This window comes from Pseudomonas pergaminensis, assembly GCF_024112395.2.
Taxonomy (GTDB): Bacteria; Pseudomonadota; Gammaproteobacteria; order Pseudomonadales; family Pseudomonadaceae; genus Aquipseudomonas; species Aquipseudomonas pergaminensis.
Window position 1 is genome coordinate 3596369 of the sequence record NZ_CP078013.2, and the last position, 20127, is coordinate 3616495.

Here is a 20127-nt window from a genome sequence, read left to right on the forward strand (position 1 = left end):
AGAGCTGTTGCGAACGCGGTGGATCAGGCAGAAAAACGCCGCCAGTACCACCGCCTTCGCAGCCTCGCCAGGGCTCGACAGCTCCCACAGTTGAACATCGCCACGACTTGAATTGCGCCAGCAAACACACCCCCACCAACACCAACACCACCGCCCCCCTGTAGGAGCTGGCTTGCCAGCGATGGCGGCGTACCGGGCAACAAAAAATAAGGGCAATTACCCCCCTTCGTAACCGCGCAGGAGCCCACAGCGCCCTCACCACCGAAGACAGGTATGATCATCAGCCACACACCGCCTGGTCCCTCGCCCATGCCCGCCTCCCAAACCCGCCCTACCCCCGCGCCATTGCTCAGCCCCGGTGAGACCGTGGTGTTGTTCGACGGCGTGTGCAAGCTGTGCAACGGTTGGGCACGGTTCCTGATTCGGCATGACCACCAACGCCGCGTCCGGCTGGCGGCGGTGCAATCCGCCGAAGGCCAGGCGCTGTTGGCCTGGGCGGGTTTGCCCCTGGATCAGTTCGACACCCTCTTGGTCCTTCGCGATCATCGCTACTGGGTGCGCTCAGACGCGGTGTTCGAAATCATCGCGCAGTTGCCCGGCGCATGGCGTGCATTGCTGCTCTTACGCGCTATCCCGCGCGCGCTGCGGGATTGGGCTTACGACCGCGTCGCGCGCAATCGCTATCGGATGTTCGGCAAGTACGACACTTGCCTATTGCCGCATCCGGACCATGAGCAGCGCTTTTTGAAAGCACCGCAATGAACGTCTTGGTGCGCATCAACTGAATTGCCCGCGGCGTGGCGCTGCCGGGGCTGCTGGTGCGATGCTCAGCGAGGCATTTAACCCCGTGTCGCTCAATGTGGCCGGGCTGGCGTTGTGTGCAGTGGCTTGGCAGGCCCGTCAGAGAATCGCACGGCCAGGCTCAGGTTCGCCGGGTCATTGATGGCAGCCATGTATTCGTCGACGGTGATTTCACCTACGCACGGCCGAGCACCGGGTTCGGGCACGTAGCCCTGGGCCATTTTGATGGCCAGGGCCACGGCGGCGCAGCTCGGAATTTCCGGACCTTTGTCATTCAAGGCCGTGAGTTGCACCGCCAGTGACACAGGTTGGCCGTCGGTTCCCAAGCCCTCTACGTCGATGTACATCGCGCTTTTGCCGTCGCCAAACCGTTCGAACCAGGTGCCCAGCCGGTGCAGCCGAGCGGCCCAGGGGGCGGGGGCACGCACGATCCCCAGCCGTATCGCCTGGGCCAGTAAGCAGTTGGCGATACCTCCCAGTTTGAGCCCGGCTCCCGCCTTGAAGCGCAAAGTGTGGGCACCATAACGGCTGGCGAAGATATCCATGTCCGGCACGTCCACATTGGCCAGCACCCGCGTGCCGAGCTGGGGCAGCTTGCGCAGTGTCAGGTCCTGCCAGCCCAGCACTTCATGCACCTGGCCATTCCTGAGCTGCTTGATCGGTTTGCCTGCATAGGCAAGCACACCCTCGATCGTCGACAGCCCCGGCATCTTGGCCGAGGAAGAAATACCGTGCTCGATGGCATCGATGCGCGAAAAGCGAGCCCGGTATTGGTCGATGATGGCGGACGAAAGCGTCGGCACTGAACTGCAGCCACTGAGGATGGCCACACCCGCCTGCTTGGCTTGCACATCCAGCACGCCGACGCCGTTGACGAACGTGCGGCAGTCGGACAAGTCGCAGTAGTTCACGCCTGCATCGATGCAGCGTTGGGCGACGGCGTAGGATTGCCCTTGAAACGGGCCACCGGTATGGATGACCAATTGGATGTTCTTCGACTGCAAAACGGACGCGAATCCGGCGCCCATGGCATCGCCGCACCAGCCTTCGCACACTGTGCCGGACTGCGCGTTCAGCTCATCGAGTTTACGTTGCAACTTATGCGGATCGCGGCCCGAGAGCACCAACGCAATGCCCGGCGCCTGCGCCAAATGCCGGCAAACGATGCTGCCAAAGTTGCCGTAGCCACCGATCACCATCACCCTGAATGTCATTCCATCCGTCCCTGAAAAATCGGTCGTACGCCGCTGAGACCGCCAACGATACTCGATTTCTTCAGCGCGCCCTACGCCCCTTTGTGCAGCCGACCGAGCACCTCATCAAAGGCCTGCGTCCATGCCTGCGTCGCGCCGTTCTGCCTGAGCACGTCCAGTCCCGCCGACGTATACGTCCCAGGCGTGGCAATGGCATCCCCCAGCGCTTCGAGACTGGCCAGCGGTTGGTGCCGAGCACTGGCCAGGCAGTCCTGCATATTCCCCATCACCAGCTGGGCCGCCTGTTCATGGGGCAGGCCCTTGTCGACAAACCAGCGCTGAAGATCGTTGAGAAAAAAATAGAACCAGCCGTTCATGCAGGCCGCTACGGTCGCCAACTCGAATGCGTCCTCCTGCTCCAGCACGATCAACGAGCCCAGTGCACCCAGCAGCGCTTCATGGGGCTCGCCACCCGGCGTGACCACCACGGTGGACTGGTTGATCTGGGCGGCATAGGACAGCATCGCCCGCACCGCGCGTGCCTGTGGGAAGTGGTGCTGCAACGCGTCCAGCTTCACACCGGCCACCAACGACACCAGCGTCTGCCGGGGCTTGATCCGGACTTCCCTGGACAACTGCTCCACCACATCCGGGCGCACGCCAAGGAACAACACGTCCGCCTCATCGACGACCTGCTGATTGTCGGCCATCACGTCACACGCCCACTCCGCACGCAACTGTTGTGCACGGTCGTGGTTGCGCGCAGACAGCAGCATCCGCCCGGCAAACCCGCTGCGACGCAGGCCAATCACAACCTTTTCCGTCAGCTCACCGACGCCCAGGATTCCGATGTTCAGCACTGTAGTTGCTCCCTTGATTCTGTGTCCGACTGCATCATAAGCCTAGATAGCCCACTCGGACTCCCGCGTTCACGATGGCGTTTGCCTACGTTACACTCGCGCCCCTGAACATCAGCCATGGAACCAGGCATGAGCACTCGCGGCACAGACCGAAAAATCGACAACATCGAATTCAACGTGGGTGATATTGCCCGCAGCAAAGCCTTCTACGGCGGCGCATTCGGCTGGACATTCGTCGACTACGGCCCCACCTATACCGAATTCAGCGACGGCCGCCTGACCGGAGGTTTTACCACCGGGGAACCCGTGCGACCGGGTGGGCCATTGGTGATTGTGTATGCAGATCATCTCGATGATACGCAGCAGCGGCTCAAGGCCCTGGGGGCCGTCATCACCCGCGAGACGTTTTCGTTTCCGGGTGGAAGTCGGTTCCATTTCAGGGACCTGGATGGATATGAATTGGCGGTCTGGACGGCTGAATAGGCCACACTTAAGTGCTGCCCGCACCGGTAAGGTGAACGTGAAACTGCCTTATATTCATGGAGGAAAAACATGCAGATCTACATCACCGGCGCTTCCTGCGCGGGCGTGACCACTTTGGGTCGACACCTCGCCACGCAACTCGGCGTGCGCCAGGTGGATGTCGACGATTACTACTGGATGCCCACCAACCCGCCTTTCACCACCAAGCGGCCTCCCAACGAGCGTGTGTCACTGATGCAGCAAGCACTTGGCGATGCCGGATGGGTGCTGAGCGGTTCTTGCATGGTGTGGGGAGATGCGCTGATCGCGGACGCCGAACTGATCGTATTCGTTGCGACCCCTACCCCTGTTCGCCTTGAACGGCTCGCAGCACGTGAAACCCAGCGATTTGGCGACCGGATCAAGCCCGGTGGTGATATGCATGAAATACACGTGGCATTCAGGGAATGGGCTTCGCAGTATGACGATCCGAACTTTTCAGGGCGCAACCGAGCGTGGCATGAAGCGTGGTTGTCACGGCAGACGGCGCCGGTCCTGCGGATTGATGGGATGAGCACGGCTGAACAGATGGTTGCCGATGTCGTTCAAGCGCTGTCGCACACTTCCCCTATGAACTTCCTCAAAAAATGACGTCAATTTGATTGCTCGCTGACCCTAAAGCGTTGGTGTCATCGCAGCACCAACGCGCACATTGTCCAACCGCCCCACTCCGCCTTATCCTCACACCTCCCCGCACACCCGGAGCTGCCATGGACCTCGCCACCCTCGCCCTCTTCCTTCCTGCCTGCTTCGCCCTCAACATGGCGCCGGGCCCGAACAACCTGCTGTCCGTGAGCAACGCCACACGCTACGGCTACCGCACTTCCTGCCTGGCCGGTGTTGGCCGCCTGTTGGCGTTCGCCGGCATGATCGCCCTCGCCTCGGCCGGGTTGGCAGTGGTGCTGCAGACGTCGGAGTTGTTGTTCTACGGGATCAAGATCCTGGGGGCGGCGTATCTGTTTTATTTGGCGTTTCAGTTGTGGCGGGCCAATCCCGAGGCTGAGGCGGATGTGGCGGCGAAGAAGGTGGGCTTGTGGGGGTTGGCGCGGCAGGAGTTTTTGGTGGCGGCGGGCAACCCTAAAGCCATCCTGATCTTCACCGCTTTCCTGCCGCAATTCGTGGTGCCCGGTCAGCCGATCACACCGCAGTTCGCGCTGCTGGGCGCGATGTTCCTGATGCTGGAATGGATCGCCATCAGCGCCTACGCCTACATGGGCCTGCATATGCGTCGCTGGTTTGCCGAGCCTCGCGGCAAGCGGATTTTCAATCGCTGCTGCGCGGGGTTACTGTCGGCGGCGGCGTCGGTGCTGTTGATGGCGCGCAGGGCCTGAACGATGACTCGCGACGAACTCGCTGCCTTTTACCAAGGCTATATCGACTGCCTGAACCGTCAGGATTGGGAGCACTTGGGTGACTTCGTGCACCCGGACGTGACCTACAACGGCGAAGTCGTCGGCCTCGCCGGCTACCGTGCGATGCTGCAGCGGGATTTTCGCGAGATACCGGACTTGGTGTTCTGCATCCAGTTGCTGGTCGCCGACCCGCCGACCGTGGCCAGTCGCCTGAACTTCAAGGTCACGCCCAGGGGCGAGTTCTTCGGGTTGCCGATCAATGGACGCCAGGTGACGTTCGACGAAAATGTGTTCTATGAGGTGGTCGACGGCACATTCGCCCACGTATGGTCGGTGATCGACAAAGCGGCCATCGCGCAGCAACTGGGCGGCTAAACTCCACAGGGCCATTCTCACGTGGAGACCGATCATGACCCACAAAAACACGCTCTGCCTCTGGTACAACGGCACCGCCCTGGAGGCCGCGACCTTCTACGCCATGACCTTCCCGGACAGCCGGGTGAATGCCGTCCACCTGGCACCCGGTGATTACCCGTCCGGTAAACAGGGCGATATATTGACCGTGGACTTCACCGTGTTGGGCATCCCCTGCATCGGCCTCAACGGCGGGCCGACCTTCCCGCACACCGAAGCGTTTTCGTTCCAGGTGGCCACCGATGACCAGGCGGAAACCGACCGTTACTGGAACGCCATCGTCGGCAATGGCGGCCAGGAAAGCGCCTGCGGCTGGTGCAAGGACAAATGGGGGGTGTCGTGGCAGATCAGCCCGCGCGTGCTGACCGATGCCGTGACCCACCCGGACCCGGAGACAGCCAAGCGCGCCTTCGAGGCGATGATGACCATGAAGAAGATCGACATCGCTGCCATTGAAGCGGCGGTCGCGGCAGGTTAAGGCAACGCCTCAAGCATCGCCTTGGCCGCCAGTGCATGCACCTTGCGGGTGGGGTGCCATTCGTCCCAGTAGTAATGGGTGTCCGGGTCGGCGCACACCGGTTTCACCTGCGGGTAGGTGGCCTGGCACGGCGTATCGAGGTCGGTGAAACCATTGTCCGCCGGGTTGGCGCGCAGTCTGTCGCTAAAGGCCAGATGATCGAAGTAGCTCACCTTCGCCGTCCCGATCTGTGCCAGCACTGCCGGAAGTTGCTGCGCGAGCAACTGCTGGTACTTTTTCGCAGTGTCGACCTGATTGCCCTGCACCACGGCAGGCACATGGCTCAGGTCCGTGGTGCCCACGACCATGATGTGCCTGGCGCCTGCTGCAACCAACTGTTCGGTGGCGCTGCGGATATTCGCCACGCTGGCTTCGCTCAAGGCCTCGACCGTTTCAGGATGGGCGAAGTCGGCCCATTCAAAAAAGTCGTTGGCCGAGATGAAGATGAAATACAGCGCCTTGGGGTCGGCCTTGTTGGCCTTGGCGGCCTGCAAATGCTCAGTGACCTGGCCCAGTACTCCGGTGTCGCGCGACGGCATCATCCACGCGTAGTAGTTGCCATGGCCACTCTTGGCGCCGCCCACCGCATAGTCGGTCAGGGGGATGCTCAACGCCTGTGCCAGGCCTTCGACGGCGGTGGGGCCATTGCTCCAGCGCCCCTTCCAGTACAGGGGGCCTGGCAGCGCCTGGGCCTCCTTGACCTTCTGCGCGGCGAGGCGGGTGGTGAGTTCCTCACCCGCGCCATTGTCGGAGTAGCTGTCGCCGAAGGCATACAAATGATCGTAGGTCGAACCGCCAAAGGCAGTCGAGGCGGACAGGGTCAACAGAGCGGCCAGACACGCACGTCGGATCATCGAGGTTCTCCCGGAATATCTGCACAGCCTACCGCCTCGTTGCAACCACGGCAGGACAATTGCGACCCGCACATATCCGGCGGCGGCCACCCCATGGCTGTACACAGGCAGCCATCCTCGTTAGGCTTGCGGCCCGCAACAACCGGTTAAAGATTCAGCTTTACCCGCCGTCACCCTTACATCCCTGAATGGACTCAACGAGGCTCCCGTGCGCTTTATCACTCCCCTTTTGCTGATCGGTGGCATTGCCACCCTGCCCGGTTGCGCCACCCAGAAAGCCCAGGTTGATCAAATGTTCACCCTGGCCCTCACGCAACCCCTGGTGGAAAACAGCATCGTGCGCGAAGGCGATTCGCTGAGCTTCGAGCTGCTGATGCCGCCCATTCCCAATGGTGTGCGCCGCACGATGCAAGTTGAAGCAGCGTGTGCGTCACCGAAGGTCTACCTGCTATACCTGGATGCTGTGCGACGGATGTACCCGGCTAGCATTGATCGCTATGCGTCCGCGCAGACGTTGTCGCCACAACAGTACGCAACCCTGGCTGCCAACCCGACCTTCGTGCGCGCCTGCGCCGAGACACCCAAGCCCGACTGGCGCCTGGTGCAGACCAATGAGCGTGACAACCAGGTCCTGATCGACGCCAACAGCATCAAGACCGTCAACGGCGAAACGCGCTTCTGGGCCGCCTTCGATAACCCGACAGTGCTCAACGACCTGCCCTACAACGCGCCCTACGCGCAAAAACGCGAACACTTTTCGGTAGCCTGCAAAGCCGGCACGTACATGCAACTGGCCGGCTACGACATGGATGCCAACAACCGCGTCAGCGACGGCCGTGTCGACAGTTCCCCCACGCCGCAGAACATCGCCGGCAGCAATGCCGACTATGAGTTGCTGTTCAAGAACGTCTGCGTCACCCCGGAAAAAATCGCCGCGCTGCCGGCGTTCAAGCCACGCCTGAAGGCTCCGGCTACCATCGCTCTGACGTCAGTGCAGCCAGCCGTGCTGGCGGCCATCACGCAGCTGAACCTGGACAAGCCCACCCGCTCGTTCAAATACGTCCAGTTCGCGGGCACCAGCAACTACCGTGGCAAGACCAGCGATAACCAAAGCACGCAGTTCATCAGCCAGGACGCACCAAGCGGCCAGTTGGCCCTGGCCACCCGTGGCGACGGCTATGAGAGTCAGGCCGTGAGCTGGCGCAACCTGTTCCACCTGGTGTCCAAAGCCACCTACGGCGGTTCGGGCATGGCGGAAAGCTCGACCCTGACCCAACTGAGCTTCACCGGTAACTGGAAGGCCCTGCCCGTGGGCGAGACCGTCACCTACACCACCGTACGCTCCAGCCTCAACAGCCTGATCGGCAGCAGCACCAACACGCAGACCAACCGTTGCCAGGTCGAGCGTGAACTGCCGGCCAGCGAACTCAACGCGAAACTGGCGGGCAGCGCCAAGGCGTTGTCCTGCCGAACCGACGACGACAAGTACAAGCGCGTGAGCCACCTGTACTTCCTGACCGACTACGCCTACTTCTTTGAATCGAGCACCGACAAGAACGAGTTTTTCTACTCTGACTCGCGTATCGATAAATTCGAATAAGCACCGTTGACACACTCTGTAATATTCCATGAAGATGGAGGCCTTATTCAGGGTGTGTCAGCGAATGTCCACAATGTCCTCCGTTAACCTTTGCGCCATTGGCTTGATTGCCAAGGCGCAAGGTTGCGTTGCGCACGCCCTCAAATCGAAGAAACAGTCGCTCATGTGACCGGGGCGCGCTGTCCCGTCAGATGAGCTGACTGGACATTGAGCGCGACGGTCTCCCCCTCCTTTGCACAATTGCCCTTGCCCTTCTGACGGTGACTCCAGCGGTCAACTATCAGGAGAAAGTGCATGTCAGCGTTTCAAGGTATCTGGGTTCCCGTGGTCACGCCGTTCCATGACGGCGCCATCGACTTTATCGGCCTGCGCCGGCTGGTCAGCCACCTGCTGGAAAAGCACGTGGCCGGGATCATGGTCTGCACCACCACCGGGGAGGCCGCGTCGCTGAGCCGTCAGGAACAACTGGCAGTGCTCGACGCAGTGCTGCAGTTGGTCCCCGCGCACCGCGTGGTGATGGGCCTGGCGGGCAACAACCAGATTGAGTTGCTCGAGTTCCAGGGTGAAATCCTGCAACGCCCGCTGGCGGGGTTGCTGGTGCCCGCGCCAAGTTACATCCGCCCGTCCCAGGCCGGCCTGGAAGCATTCTTCCGTACAGTGGCGGATGCCTCCAGTGTGCCGATCATCCTCTACGATATCCCCTACCGCACCGGCGCAACCTTCGAGCAGGCCACGCTGCTGAACATCATCGCTCACGAACGCATCGTCGCGATCAAGGACTGTGGCGGCAACCTGGGCAATACCCTCGCGCTGTTGGCCAGTGGTGCGGTGGACGTGCTGTGTGGCGAAGACCTGCAAATATTCAACGCGCTGTGCCTTGGCGCGACGGGCGCCATCGCCGCCTCGGCCCACCTGCATACCGAGGAATTTGTGGCGCTGTGCCAGCAAGTGCGCGACAACCAGCTCGCCGAAGCGCGAGCGACGTTCTTCCGGTTGCAGCCGCTGATCAACACGATGTTCATGGAACCCAACCCGGCGCCGGTCAAAGCCGCGCTGGCCTTGCACGGGTTGATCGGCAGCGAGTTGCGCGCGCCGATGCAGGTCGCCAGTGCCGGCGTCGTCACGCGCTTGCAGCAGGTGCTGAACCCGCCCGGCTAATGCGCCAAAAACAGACAGCCAACGGACCGTCCGGTTGCGACCGGACCGATCCCGGCCTATCGTCGAACCCACGCTTTGCCTTTTGCTGTCCATCCCATCCGTATTCAGGTGACGACATGCCCAGCCTTCCCCGCCCCGCCGTCCTCGAACTGATCGGCAACACGCCGTTGGTTCGGGTCAGCCGTTTCGATACCGGCCCCTGCACGCTGTTCCTCAAGCTTGAATCCCAAAACCCCGGCGGTTCCATTAAGGACCGTATCGGCCTGGCGATGATCGACGCCGCCGAACGCGACGGCCGCCTGCGCCCCGGTGGCACCATTATCGAAGCCACCGCCGGCAATACCGGCCTGGGCCTGGCGCTGGTCGGCCGGGCCAAGGGCTACCGCGTGGTGCTGGTGGTGCCCGACAAGATGTCCACGGAAAAGGTGCTGCACCTCAAGGCCATGGGCGCCGAAGTGCACATCACCCGCTCCGACGTCGGCAAAGGCCACCCCGAGTATTACCAGGACGTGGCGGCGCGCCTGGCCAAGGACATCCCCGGTTCGTTCTTCGCCGACCAGTTCAACAACCCCGCCAACCCCCTGGCCCACGAAACCAGCACCGCGCCTGAGATCTGGGCGCAAACCCAGCACGATGTCGATGCGATTGTGGTAGGTGTCGGCTCAGCCGGCACCCTTACCGGGCTGACGCGTTTCTTCAAGCGCGTTCAGCCGGAGCTGGCCATGGTGCTGGCCGACCCGGTGGGTTCGGTGATGGCCGAGTACAGCCGCAGCGGCAAGCTGGAAACGCCAGGCTCCTGGGCGGTAGAAGGCATCGGCGAAGACTTCATCCCGTCGATTGCCGACCTGTCCAGCGTGCGCCACGCCTATTCCATCAGCGATGAGGAAAGCTTCGATCACGCCCGGCAGTTGCTCAAGGCCGAGGGCATTCTCGGCGGTTCCTCCACCGGCACCCTGCTCGCCGCAGCGCTGCGCTACTGCCGTGAACAGACCGAGCCCAAGCGTGTGGTCACGTTCGTGTGCGACACCGGCACGCGCTACCTGTCGAAGGTCTACAACGACCAATGGATGAATGACGCGGGGCTGTTGCAATACAAGCATTACGGCGACCTGCGCGACCTGATCGCGCGGCGCTTCGAAGACGGCCGCGTGATCAGCGTGAGCCCCGATGACACCTTGCTCACGGCGTTCCAGCGCATGCGCCTGGCCGACGTCTCGCAACTGCCGGTGCTGATGGACGGTCAAGAATTGGTGGGAGTGATCGATGAGTCCGACATCCTGCTGGGCCTGCACCATGACGCCGCAGACTTCAAGATGATTGTCGCCAGCGCCATGACCAACACCTTGCAAACCCTGGCCCCCAGCGCCAGCCTGGCGGAACTGCAGGCGGAGCTGGATCGCGGCCTGGTTGCGATTATTGCCGACGATTCAGGCTTCCACGGCCTGATCACCCGCGTCGACCTGCTCAACCATCTACGGAGATCCCTTGCATGAGTCAGTCCGATAAAGGCGCGTTTGCCACCCGCGTGATCCACGCCGGGCAATCCCCCGACCCAACCACGGGTGCGCTGATGCCGCCGATCTACGCCAACTCCACCTACCTGCAAGACAGCCCCGGCGTGCACAAGGGCTTTGACTATGGTCGCTCCCACAACCCCACGCGCTTTGCCCTGGAGCGCTGTGTGGCCGACCTCGAAGGTGGTAGCCAGGCGTTTGCCTTCGCGTCCGGGCTGGCGGCGATTTCGACGGTGCTGGAGCTGCTGGATGCCGGCGCCCATATCGTGTCCGGCAATGACCTGTACGGCGGCACCTTCCGCCTATTCGACAAAGTGCGCCAACGCAGCGCCGGGCACCGCTTCAGCTTTGTCGACCTGAGTGATCTGTCGGCGTTTGAAGCAAGCCTGCAGGACGACACACGCATGGTCTGGGTCGAAACCCCGAGCAACCCGCTGCTGAGCCTCACCGACCTCAGCGCCATCGCACGTATCTGCCGCAATCGAGGCATCATCTGCGTGGCCGACAACACCTTCGCCAGCCCATGGATCCAGCGTCCGCTGGAACTGGGCTTCGATGTGGTGGTGCACTCCACCACCAAATACCTCAACGGCCACTCCGATGTGATTGGCGGCATTGCCATCGTCGGCGATAACCCCGAACTGGCCGAACGCCTAGGCTTCCTGCAGAACTCGGTCGGCGCCATCGCGGGGCCCTTCGACGCGTTCCTCACCCTGCGCGGCGTGAAAACCCTGGCCCTGCGCATGGAGCGCCATTGCAGCAACGCCCTGGACCTGGCCACCTGGCTGGAGCAGCAACCGCAGGTGGCACGGGTTTACTACCCAGGCCTGGCCTCCCACCCGCAGCATGAACTGGCGCGCAAACAGATGCGTGGGTTTGGCGGGATGATTTCGATTGACCTGAACAGCGACCTGGCCGGCGCGACGCGCTTCCTGGAGAACGTCAAGATCTTCGCCCTGGCCGAAAGCCTCGGCGGCGTGGAAAGCCTGATCGAACACCCGGCGATCATGACCCATGCAAGTATCCCAGCCGCGACCCGCGCGCAGTTGGGCATTGGCGACGGGTTGGTACGGTTGTCGGTGGGGGTTGAGGATGTGGAGGATCTGCGGGCGGATTTGGCGCAAGCATTGGCACTTATCTAAAGCACTTTAGCTTGGCCTGCGTGGTGAACCGGCCTGCTGTGGTGAGCGGGGCAAGCCCGCTCACCACAGCAAGCCAGTTTCCACAGAAAGCTGTGTCAGGCTGAGGCGACGTTGGCACGCGCCGCATGCAGCTTTTTGTAGCTGTCGATCAAGCGCAAGTGCCGGTCCAGCCCTTCCAGCTTCATGCTGGTCGGCGTCAGGCCATAGAAGCGCACATCGCCTTTCACCGAGCCAATCACCGCGTCCATCCGCTCATCACCGAACATGCGGCGGAAGTTGGCTTCGTAATCCGCCAGGTCCAGGTCGTCGTCCAGTTCCATCTCCAGCACCGCATTCATCGCCTGGTAGAACAGGCCACGCTCGGCGGTGTTGTCGTTGTACTGCAGGAACATCTCCACGCACTCCTTGGCCTCTTCGTATTGCTGCAAGGCCAGGAATATCAGCAGCTTCAACTCCAGGATGGTCAGTTGGCCCCAGGCGGTGTTGTCGTCGAACTCGATGCCGATCAGGGTGGTGATATCGGTGTAGTCGTCCAGCTCGCTTTCAATCAGCCGCTCGACCAACGCCTGCAACTCTTCATCGTTGAGGCGGTGCAGGTTGAGAATGTCCTCGCGGAAGAACAGCGCCTTGTTGGTGTTGTCCCAGATCAGGTCATCCACCGGGTAGATTTCCGAGTAGTCCGGCACCAGGATGCGGCACGCCGTAGCGCCCAGGTGTTCGTACACCGCCATGTAGGACTCCTTGCCCATGCCTTCGAGAATCCCGAACAGGGTCGCGGCTTCCTGGGCGTTCGAATCGGCCCCTTCGCCGGTGAAGTCCCACTCAACGAATTCGTAATCCGACTGCGCGCTGAAGAAGCGCCACGACACCACGCCACTGGAGTCGATGAAGTGCTCGACGAAGTTGTTCGGCTCAGTCACTGCCTGGCCTTCGAAGGTGGGCTGCGGCAAGTCGTTCAAGCCCTCGAAACTGCGGCCTTGCAGCAGTTCGGTGAGGCTGCGCTCCAGCGCCACTTCCAGGCTGGGATGTGCGCCGAACGAGGCAAACACGCCGCCGGTGCGCGGGTTCATCAGGGTCACACACATCACCGGGAATTCACCGCCCAGGGATGCGTCCTTGACCAGCACCGGGAAACCCTGGGCTTCCAGACCCTGGATACCGGCCAGGATGCTGGGGTACTTGGCCAGCACCTCGGCGGGTACATCCGGCAAGGCGAACTCGCCTTCGATGATTTCACGCTTCACCGCGCGCTCGAAGATCTCCGACAGGCACTGCACCTGGGCTTCGGCCAGGGTGTTGCCGGCGCTCATGCCGTTGCTGAGGTAGAGGTTTTCGATCAGGTTGGACGGGAAGTACACCACCTCACCGTCCGATTGGCGCACGAACGGCAGCGAAACAATGCCGCGCTCTTCATTGCCGGAGTTGGTGTCGAACAGGTGCGAACCGCGCAGTTCGCCGTCGCGGTTATAGACCTTGAGGCAGTAGGCGTCGAGGATTTCGCTCGGCAGTTCGTCGTTGGGGCCGGGCTGGAACCAGCGCTCATCCGGGTAATGCACGAACGGCGAATTCGCCAGTTCCTCACCCCAGAACTGGTCGTTGTAGAAGAAGTTGCAGTTGAGCCGTTCGATAAACTCGCCCAACGCCGACGCCAAGGCGCCCTCTTTGGTCGCGCCCTTGCCGTTGGTGAAGCACATCGGCGAATGCGCATCGCGGATATGCAGCGACCACACGTTAGGCACGATATTGCGCCACGACGCGATCTCGATCTTCATGCCCAGGCCGGCCAGGATGCCGGACATGTTGGCGATGGTCTGTTCCAGTGGCAGGTCCTTGCCGGCGATGTAGGTGCCGCCGTCGGAGGTTGAGTTCGGCATCAGCAAGGCCTGGGCATCGGCGTCGAGGTTCTCGACTTCTTCGATGACAAACTCAGGCCCGGCCTGCACCACTTTCTTCACGGTGCAACGGTCAATGGAACGCAAAATGCCCTGGCGATCCTTCTCGGAGATATCCGCTGGCAATTCCACCTGGATCTTGAAGATCTGGTTATAGCGGTTTTCCGGGTCGACGATGTTGTTCTGCGATAGGCGAATATTGTCGGTGGGGATATTGCGCGTCTGGCAATACAACTTCACGAAGTACGCCGCGCACAACGCCGACGACGCCAGGAAGTAATCGAACGGCCCCGGTGCCGAGCCATCGCCTTTGTAGCGGATGGGCTGGTCGGCAATCACCGTGAAGTCATCGAACTTGGCTTCAAGCCGGAGGTTGTCGAGAAAGTTGACCTTGATTTCCATGGGGGCACACCAGAATAACGGCTAAACAAAAATGGCCGCCATTATGAGGTTTTTCGGCAGGAAGTTTCAGGCTTTTGACCAGTGGCTGGCGAATTGGCAAATGTGCATTAACCTTTTCGCACATGGCGCCGATGGACTGAGGGCAACCAGGGAGTAGTCGGAATGCGCAATAACCAGCCCATAACACAGCGTGAGATTTCCCTCGCGCCTTCGCAAAAACTCATCTCCGCCACGGATGTCCGAGGTGTCATCACTTACTGCAATGACGCCTTTGTCGAGATCAGCGGCTTTGAACGCGCCGACCTGATCGGCGCGCCGCAGAACATCGTGCGCCATCCGGATGTGCCACCCGCCGTGTTTGCGCACATGTGGGGTGCACTCAAGCAAGGCCTGCCCTGGATGGGCATCGTCAAGAACCGCTCGAAAAACGGCGACCATTATTGGGTCAACGCCTATGTCACGCCGATCTTCGACGGCAGCAAGGTGGTGGGTTTCGAATCGGTGTGGGTCAAACCCACTGCCGATGAGATCCGCCGTGCCCAGGCCCTTTACCGCCGCATCAGCCAGGGTAAGCCGGGCGTGCCACGCCAGGATGCCTGGCTGCCTGCCGCGATCAGTTGCGTGCCGTATGTGGCCACCGGATTGGCCGGCAGCCTCGCCGGCCTGTTCCTCAGTGCACCGCTGGCGATTGCGGTGGCCGTCGTTGTCGCGGTGCCAGTGGGCGTGCTCTGCTCGCGCGTGCGCCAAGGCAGCACACTGCGCCTGTTGCAGGGGGTGGAACCCTCGACTTCGGACGCCTTGATCGCACAAATGTACAGCGACGCCAGCGGGCCCCAGGCACGCTTGGAAACCGCGTTCCTCAGCCAAAACGCGCGCCTCAAGACCTGCCTGACGCGTTTACAGGACAGTGCCGAACAATTGAGCGCCCTGGCCGGGCAATCCGACCAGTTGGCCACCGCCAGCTCCAAGGGCCTGGACCGCCAGCGCGTCGAAACCGAACAGGTCTCGGCCGCCGTCAACCAGATGGCCGCCACCACCCAGGAAGTCGCCAGCCACGTCCAGCGCACCGCCGACGCCACCCAGCAAGCCAATGTGCTGACCGGGCGCGGCCGTGAAGTGGCACGGGACACCCGTGAGGCCATCGAACGTTTGTCCAGTGTGGTCAGCGAAACCGGCGCGACCGTAGCGCAACTGGCACGGGACAGCGACGAAATCGGCAGCGTGGTGGATGTGATCAAGGGCATTGCCGACCAGACCAACCTGCTGGCGCTCAACGCCGCCATCGAAGCCGCGCGTGCGGGTGAGCAAGGCCGTGGTTTTGCCGTGGTCGCCGACGAAGTTCGCCAGTTGGCCCAGCGTACCTCTCAGTCCACCACCCAGATCCACGCGCTGATTACCCAGTTGCAGGCATCTTCAAACAACGCGGTGCAAAGCATGGAACACGGCCAGCGCCAGGCCCAGGAAGGCGTGGCCTGGGTACTCGAGGCCGACCAGGCGCTGGTGGGTATCAGCGAGGCCGTGTCCCACATCACCGACATGACCACCCAGATCGCCGCCGCCACCGAAGAACAGAGCGCGGTCGCCGAGGAGATCAGCCGCAACATCACCACCATCGCCGAACTGGCCGACCAGACCTCGATACAAGCCCATCAATCCACGGACCTGAGCAAGGAACTGACAAACACCGCGTCCACCCAATATGCGTTGGTCGAGCGCTTCAATCGCTGAGCCTGCACTGAACTGCGGGTGAGCGGGCTAGCTGTGGCAAGCCCACTCACCACAAACAACCCGGCTGCCTGGTCTGCGCCCACGTGATACGCCGCTTGGCCCAGGCCCTCCTCCGGCACATGCCCATACACCCGCGCCGCATCGGTGTGATACACACCACTTCGGAGCCCACTCAACCGGTGGCTCCCGTGACAAATACGTGCATGAGTTGACGCCTCGATTACCCCAGGCGTATTGAAAGTTCGATGTCATCGGCAAATGGAACGGACAAGTAGCCGTTCTCGGGGGCGCGTACGTAGGCCAGGTATTCAGGGCAGTAATCGGTGTTGTCGGCCACCACCAAAGCACCGGGGCGCAGGTGGCTTTCCACCAGGCGGAGTACCTCGCCATAGAGTGCCTTGGCGCCATCCAGCAGCAGCAGATCGACACTGTTCGGCAGGTCGCTGGCCAGGGTCACCAGCGCATCGCCTTCGCGGATGTGGATCAAGTCACTCACGCCGCCCTGGATAAAATGGTCCCGCGCCAGGGCCACCTTCGAGGCCTCGAACTCGCTGCCGATCAGCACACCGCCACCGTTGTCACGCAGCGCGGCAGCCAAGTGCAAGGTGGACAATCCGAACGAAGTGCCAAATTCCACGATCGCCCGTGCCTTGCTGCTGCGCGCCAGCATGTAGAGCAGCTTGCCGGTGTCCCGCGACACGGGAAGCCACAGATCCTTGAGCATCGAATACAGCGTCACGTATTCGGTCTTGCTGTGCATCAGCCGCTCGCGCTCTTCCTTCGATACCGTGCTCATCACCGGGCTGGTGGCGGCGCTGGCTTGGGCATACAGGCGTTCAATCAGTTGCGCCAAAGGCGCGGTGGTCAGGCTCGACATAATTGATTTCCGTAGAGTGGGGGCTAAGATGCGACTAATTCGTCGCATTAAAAGTATGCGAGTGATTCGTCGCATTCGCTATTCGCATTAGCCCCATTACCGGAGCCCTGCATGACCAGCCGCCAAACCCCGCGTATTTCCACGCGCAAGCAGCCACAACAGGCGCGCTCCACCGAGTTGGTGGCAGCGATCCTCGAAGCGGCTATTCAGGTTTTGGCCAAGGAAGGCGCCACCCGTTTCACCACCGCACGGGTCGCGGAAAAAGCCGGCGTGAGCGTGGGGTCGGTTTACCAGTACTTTCCGAACAAGGCGGCGATCCTGTTCAGGTTGCAGAGTGATGAGTGGCAGCAGACCACCCAGATGCTGCGCGACATACTGGAGAAACACGACGAAGCGCCACTGGAGCGCCTGCGCACGTTGGTGCACGCCTTTATCCGATCCGAATGCGAAGAAGCGCAGATGCGCGGGGCGTTAAGCGACGCGGCGCCGCTCTATCGCGATGCGCCGGAGGCCCTGGAAGTGCGGGCTGCCGGACGGCAGGCGTTCAAGGCGTTCATGCTGGAGTTGCTGCCCGACGTGTCGATCGACACGCGTACATTGGCCAGTGATCTGATCCTGACCACCCTCAGTTCAGTCGGGAAAGAATTTTCCAACAGCCCACGCACCACGGAAGAAATCGCTGTTTATGCCGACGCCATGACTGATATGTTTCGCGCCTATGTAATCGCGCTCAACCCTCCATGAAGCGCCCCCTCCCAGCAAAGGACTGCCCATGAACTTCTTCAAGAAACTCTTCGGTTCAACGAAAAAACCGACTGCGCCCGCCCCGACGCCCACCGAACCGCAATCGCCCGAGCCCGACGCCGCCAACCAGGCCGCCCGCCTGGCCAGCGCCGAATGCCTGGACCGACACTGGCAGTCGGTGGGCACCGTCGAGAAAGACGTGCTCGCCTACCTGATCAGCCCCAGCCTCACCGGCGGCCCCTACTGGCCGTCGACCCGCCAGGCTTATCGCGTGGTACGCCGGGGCGACAGCATCGTGCTGGCAACCGACGGCCTATCCGACCCCTTCGACGACGCCGAAGGCCTCGGCAATGGCTTCGAAATGGAACTGTTCCTGGAAACCGCCGACATCCCCGAACCAGCCCGAGGCACACTCGGTGACGTCGACCCACTGCGCCACAGCTGGGCATTCGAATTGCTCGAACACGTCGCCAAGACCGTCGCCAACGCCGGCGGCATCACCCACCAGTTGGAGAACCACGGCGTACTCTCCCTGGAACTGCCCGGCTTCAGCCAATCGCACCTGATGAGCGACCAACTGCCCAGCCTCTTCGTCACCGCCGACGACGCCGCCGGCGTCCTGCTGGGCGGCCCCGCCCCGGACTTCCCGACCCGCCTCGACGACATGCCGCTCTCACCGGTGCAACTGGTGCCGGTGGTGTTGATCACGGCGGCGGAGCTTGAATATGTGCGTGAAGGTGGGCGCGCAGCGCGGGAGGATTTGGTGGCAAGGTTGCAGGCGGCGGGGGTTGGGCATGTGAGTCGGGTGGGTCGGGAGAGTGTGGTGTAGGCGTGTGCCAACTCCCAGCTGGAATCTGACACTGTGCAAACCGCTCTTCGGTGTCGGTTGCAACATCGGGCGGTGCTATCCGGTGAAAAACCTACGCAACCTCCTGGGTCATTGAACCGTCCGTATCGACGTGATCGCCAGGAAGGTCGTCGGCCCATCGGGACCGGACGGCCCGCGGTAACAGTCTTGCGTCTGAATATGACGCCCCTCGATTAAGCCTGTGGATCATGACCGTTAAGCCTCGACGACCGGATTTACGGCTGCTTGCGATACATCCCCGTCAAGTAATCATCACTGTCCGGCGCCGAGTTATGCTCGATCACCGCGAAGTTTTTCACCAACTGTATGTGGTACGGCCCGGTGCGTGGCGTCGCCATAGGCTCGCGAACGATGATCAGGTTTTCGGCCTCCATCGGCACACTATGGTGAGCGACCACGATCTGTTTCCCGCTCTTGACCTCTTTCAATGTCAGGGTCACTTCCGCCACTTCCCTGCCCTGCGCATCTCGCTCTGGCAGGATGTTGAGTTCCAGGTCGCCGTCACGCCCGAGGAAGTCATCGCGCATCTGGTAATGGCCGTTGCGCTGGTCGCGCTCAAGGTCGGTGGGCAGGTCATCGTCGGGTTCACTGTCGGTTGCGTGCAGCAAAATCGCCAGTTCGGGGTGCTCGCCCTTGGCACTGCTGACCCAGGTGCCGGTGTAGTCGTAGGGCGCCTCGGTGTCACGGGTGATGCGCCAGATACCGGTCTGGTGGCCGTCATCCGTGTATTCGTGCAGGTACACGAAGGGTTTGTCGTCGTAGTCGCTCTGGTCGCCCACCAGTTTGATCGGCTGGCCGTTGCCACTTTTGGTGTAGCGCAATTCGCCGATGAGGACCGCTCCCTGCTGTTGGTACCAGATGTCCACCGGGATCTTGCCGTTGAGGGTGCCGGTGAGTCTCTGCACATCTTGGTGGGTCGGGCCTTCGAGGCGCTGGGTTTCCTGCCATTGGCCATCCTTCAATGCGCCGGTAGTGATCAGGGTGTAGCCGCTGGGCATGCTGGAGTTTTCGCCGAATTCGGTGGGCTGGACCTGCTCTTCGGTGGAGGTGCTGAGGCGGACCAACTCGCCATCGCGCATTTTCCAGTGGCTCATGCGTGTCCAGCAGCAGTCCCGGTCGACCTGGGACAGCAGGATGCCGTCGTCGGGGATCAGCGAGAACATGCCACTGGTGGTCTCCTTGGCCAGGTCGGTCAGGGGCTGGTTGAGCACCCACTGCCGGTTCTGTGGGGTTTGCACGTACACATCGAACATCGGCTTGTAGGCCTGTTCGAGATCGGTGCCGTTGCGAATCGCCAGGTCGAGGCGGCCGTCCAGATCGAAGTCGGCGAAGTACAACAGGCTGAAGGGCCCGAGCAGCCAGCCGTTGTCCTGGCCATTGCTGTCCACCGGCACATTCGCGGCGGGGGTCTTGAATTGCTGGAGGGTTTCGAGGGTGTGCTTGTCGCGCACGGTGATGAGCGCGGGCACCAGTTGATTGGGGTGGTCGGGGACCTCCGGGAACAGCACCTCGACCAGGTATTGGTCACTGCGGTCGACCACCGAAAATGAACGCGGTTCGGCCAAGACAGGGGCCGCCAGGGCCAGGGAAAGGCACACACCGCCAAGTATCGAGCGCATCCAACGCATCCTTGCTGAAATTCGAGGGCGGCAGTGTAAATGGAAACGGTGCGGGCTTCGAACAAATCGC

The 20127-nt window shown here is 61.9% G+C and carries 18 protein-coding genes and 2 pseudogenes; 14 read left to right on the forward strand and 6 right to left on the reverse strand.

Going from position 1 to position 20127, the window contains the following annotated elements; genetic code table 11:
* Positions 1 to 309 precede the first annotated feature (309 nt).
* Positions 310 to 762, forward strand: coding sequence for a thiol-disulfide oxidoreductase DCC family protein (locus KUA23_RS16230; RefSeq protein WP_252992408.1), 453 nt, complete (start codon positions 310 to 312; stop codon positions 760 to 762).
* Positions 763 to 854: 92 nt separating this feature from the next.
* Here KUA23_RS16230 and KUA23_RS16235 read toward each other — a convergent pair whose 3' ends face one another.
* Together KUA23_RS16235 and KUA23_RS16240 are read right to left on the reverse strand one after the other, a co-directional pair.
* Complete coding sequence (locus tag KUA23_RS16235; RefSeq protein WP_252992409.1) at positions 855 to 2015, reverse strand: saccharopine dehydrogenase family protein; 1161 nt, start codon at positions 2013 to 2015, stop codon at positions 855 to 857.
* A 71-nt stretch (positions 2016 to 2086) separates the two neighbouring features.
* Entirely contained in the window at positions 2087 to 2854 is a 768-nt protein-coding gene (locus KUA23_RS16240) for an NAD(P)-binding domain-containing protein (RefSeq protein WP_252992410.1), read from the reverse strand.
* Between the two features lie 129 nt (positions 2855 to 2983).
* On the opposite strand from KUA23_RS16240, the gene KUA23_RS16245 reads away from it, so the two are divergent.
* The 5 genes from KUA23_RS16245 (at position 2984) to KUA23_RS16265 (ending at position 5620) form a co-directional block, all read left to right on the forward strand.
* Entirely contained in the window at positions 2984 to 3337 is a 354-nt protein-coding gene (locus KUA23_RS16245) for a VOC family protein (protein WP_078048643.1), read from the forward strand.
* A gap of 69 nt (positions 3338 to 3406) precedes the next feature.
* A complete protein-coding gene (locus tag KUA23_RS16250) occupies positions 3407 to 3967 on the forward strand; it encodes an ATP-binding protein (protein ID WP_252992411.1) in 561 nt (186 codons plus the stop codon).
* 119 nt (positions 3968 to 4086) lie between these two features.
* Positions 4087 to 4707, forward strand: coding sequence for a LysE family translocator (locus KUA23_RS16255; protein ID WP_078048645.1), 621 nt, complete (start codon positions 4087 to 4089; stop codon positions 4705 to 4707).
* Between the two features lie 3 nt (positions 4708 to 4710).
* The gene (locus KUA23_RS16260; RefSeq protein ID WP_078048646.1) at positions 4711 to 5103 is read left to right on the forward strand and encodes an ester cyclase; all 393 of its coding nucleotides are present in this window, start codon (positions 4711 to 4713) and stop codon (positions 5101 to 5103) included.
* Between the two features lie 34 nt (positions 5104 to 5137).
* Positions 5138 to 5620 carry a VOC family protein gene (locus KUA23_RS16265; protein ID WP_346356339.1) on the forward strand — a complete coding sequence of 161 codons (483 nt, stop codon included), beginning with the start codon at positions 5138 to 5140 and terminating at the stop codon, positions 5618 to 5620.
* On the opposite strand, the gene KUA23_RS16270 is transcribed toward KUA23_RS16265, so the two are convergent.
* Positions 5617 to 6513 (reverse strand): SGNH/GDSL hydrolase family protein, encoded by an 897-nt coding sequence (locus KUA23_RS16270; protein WP_252992412.1) that lies wholly within the window; start codon positions 6511 to 6513, stop codon positions 5617 to 5619. The two genes, KUA23_RS16265 and KUA23_RS16270, sit on opposite strands and share 4 nt — an antisense overlap.
* Before the next feature lie 208 nt (positions 6514 to 6721).
* On the opposite strand from KUA23_RS16270, the gene KUA23_RS16275 reads away from it, so the two are divergent.
* The 4 genes from KUA23_RS16275 to KUA23_RS16290 all read left to right on the forward strand — a co-directional run bounded on the left by KUA23_RS16275 (position 6722) and on the right by KUA23_RS16290 (position 11927).
* Positions 6722 to 8113, forward strand: coding sequence for a hypothetical protein (locus tag KUA23_RS16275; RefSeq protein WP_252992413.1), 1392 nt, complete (start codon positions 6722 to 6724; stop codon positions 8111 to 8113).
* A 294-nt stretch (positions 8114 to 8407) separates the two neighbouring features.
* Positions 8408 to 9271, forward strand: a complete 864-nt coding sequence (gene dapA, locus KUA23_RS16280) for a 4-hydroxy-tetrahydrodipicolinate synthase (RefSeq protein WP_252992414.1) — start codon at positions 8408 to 8410, stop codon at positions 9269 to 9271.
* A gap of 116 nt (positions 9272 to 9387) precedes the next feature.
* Positions 9388 to 10764 carry a pyridoxal-phosphate dependent enzyme gene (locus KUA23_RS16285; RefSeq protein ID WP_252992415.1) on the forward strand — a complete coding sequence of 459 codons (1377 nt, stop codon included), beginning with the start codon at positions 9388 to 9390 and terminating at the stop codon, positions 10762 to 10764.
* Positions 10761 to 11927 carry a cystathionine gamma-synthase gene (locus tag KUA23_RS16290; protein WP_252992416.1) on the forward strand — a complete coding sequence of 389 codons (1167 nt, stop codon included), beginning with the start codon at positions 10761 to 10763 and terminating at the stop codon, positions 11925 to 11927. The genes KUA23_RS16285 and KUA23_RS16290 overlap by 4 nt, the downstream gene beginning before the upstream one ends.
* Before the next feature lie 95 nt (positions 11928 to 12022).
* On the opposite strand, the gene KUA23_RS16295 is transcribed toward KUA23_RS16290, so the two are convergent.
* The gene (locus tag KUA23_RS16295) at positions 12023 to 14221 is read right to left on the reverse strand and encodes an OsmC domain/YcaO domain-containing protein (protein ID WP_252992417.1); all 2199 of its coding nucleotides are present in this window, start codon (positions 14219 to 14221) and stop codon (positions 12023 to 12025) included.
* Positions 14222 to 14383: 162 nt separating this feature from the next.
* Here KUA23_RS16295 and KUA23_RS30390 point away from each other — a divergent pair.
* Both KUA23_RS30390 and KUA23_RS30395 read left to right on the forward strand, forming a co-directional pair.
* A pseudogene (locus KUA23_RS30390) lies at positions 14384 to 14656 on the forward strand (PAS domain-containing protein); the annotation flags it as partial.
* Between the two features lie 318 nt (positions 14657 to 14974).
* A pseudogene (locus KUA23_RS30395) lies at positions 14975 to 15949 on the forward strand (methyl-accepting chemotaxis protein); the annotation flags it as partial.
* Positions 15950 to 16169: 220 nt separating this feature from the next.
* Here the strand turns inward: KUA23_RS30395 and KUA23_RS16305 are convergent.
* Positions 16170 to 16826: an O-methyltransferase gene (locus KUA23_RS16305; protein ID WP_252992419.1), complete on the reverse strand. Its 657-nt coding sequence runs from the start codon at positions 16824 to 16826 to the stop codon at positions 16170 to 16172.
* A 111-nt stretch (positions 16827 to 16937) separates the two neighbouring features.
* Between KUA23_RS16305 and KUA23_RS16310 the strand changes: the two genes are divergently transcribed.
* Both KUA23_RS16310 and KUA23_RS16315 read left to right on the forward strand, forming a co-directional pair.
* A complete protein-coding gene (locus KUA23_RS16310; RefSeq protein ID WP_100490551.1) occupies positions 16938 to 17570 on the forward strand; it encodes a TetR/AcrR family transcriptional regulator in 633 nt (210 codons plus the stop codon).
* A 28-nt stretch (positions 17571 to 17598) separates the two neighbouring features.
* The gene (locus KUA23_RS16315) at positions 17599 to 18399 is read left to right on the forward strand and encodes a suppressor of fused domain protein (RefSeq protein WP_252992420.1); all 801 of its coding nucleotides are present in this window, start codon (positions 17599 to 17601) and stop codon (positions 18397 to 18399) included.
* A 254-nt stretch (positions 18400 to 18653) separates the two neighbouring features.
* Here the strand turns inward: KUA23_RS16315 and KUA23_RS16320 are convergent, their stop codons facing one another.
* A complete protein-coding gene (locus tag KUA23_RS16320) occupies positions 18654 to 20057 on the reverse strand; it encodes an XAC2610-related protein (RefSeq protein WP_252992421.1) in 1404 nt (467 codons plus the stop codon).
* Positions 20058 to 20127: the final 70 nt, after the last annotated feature.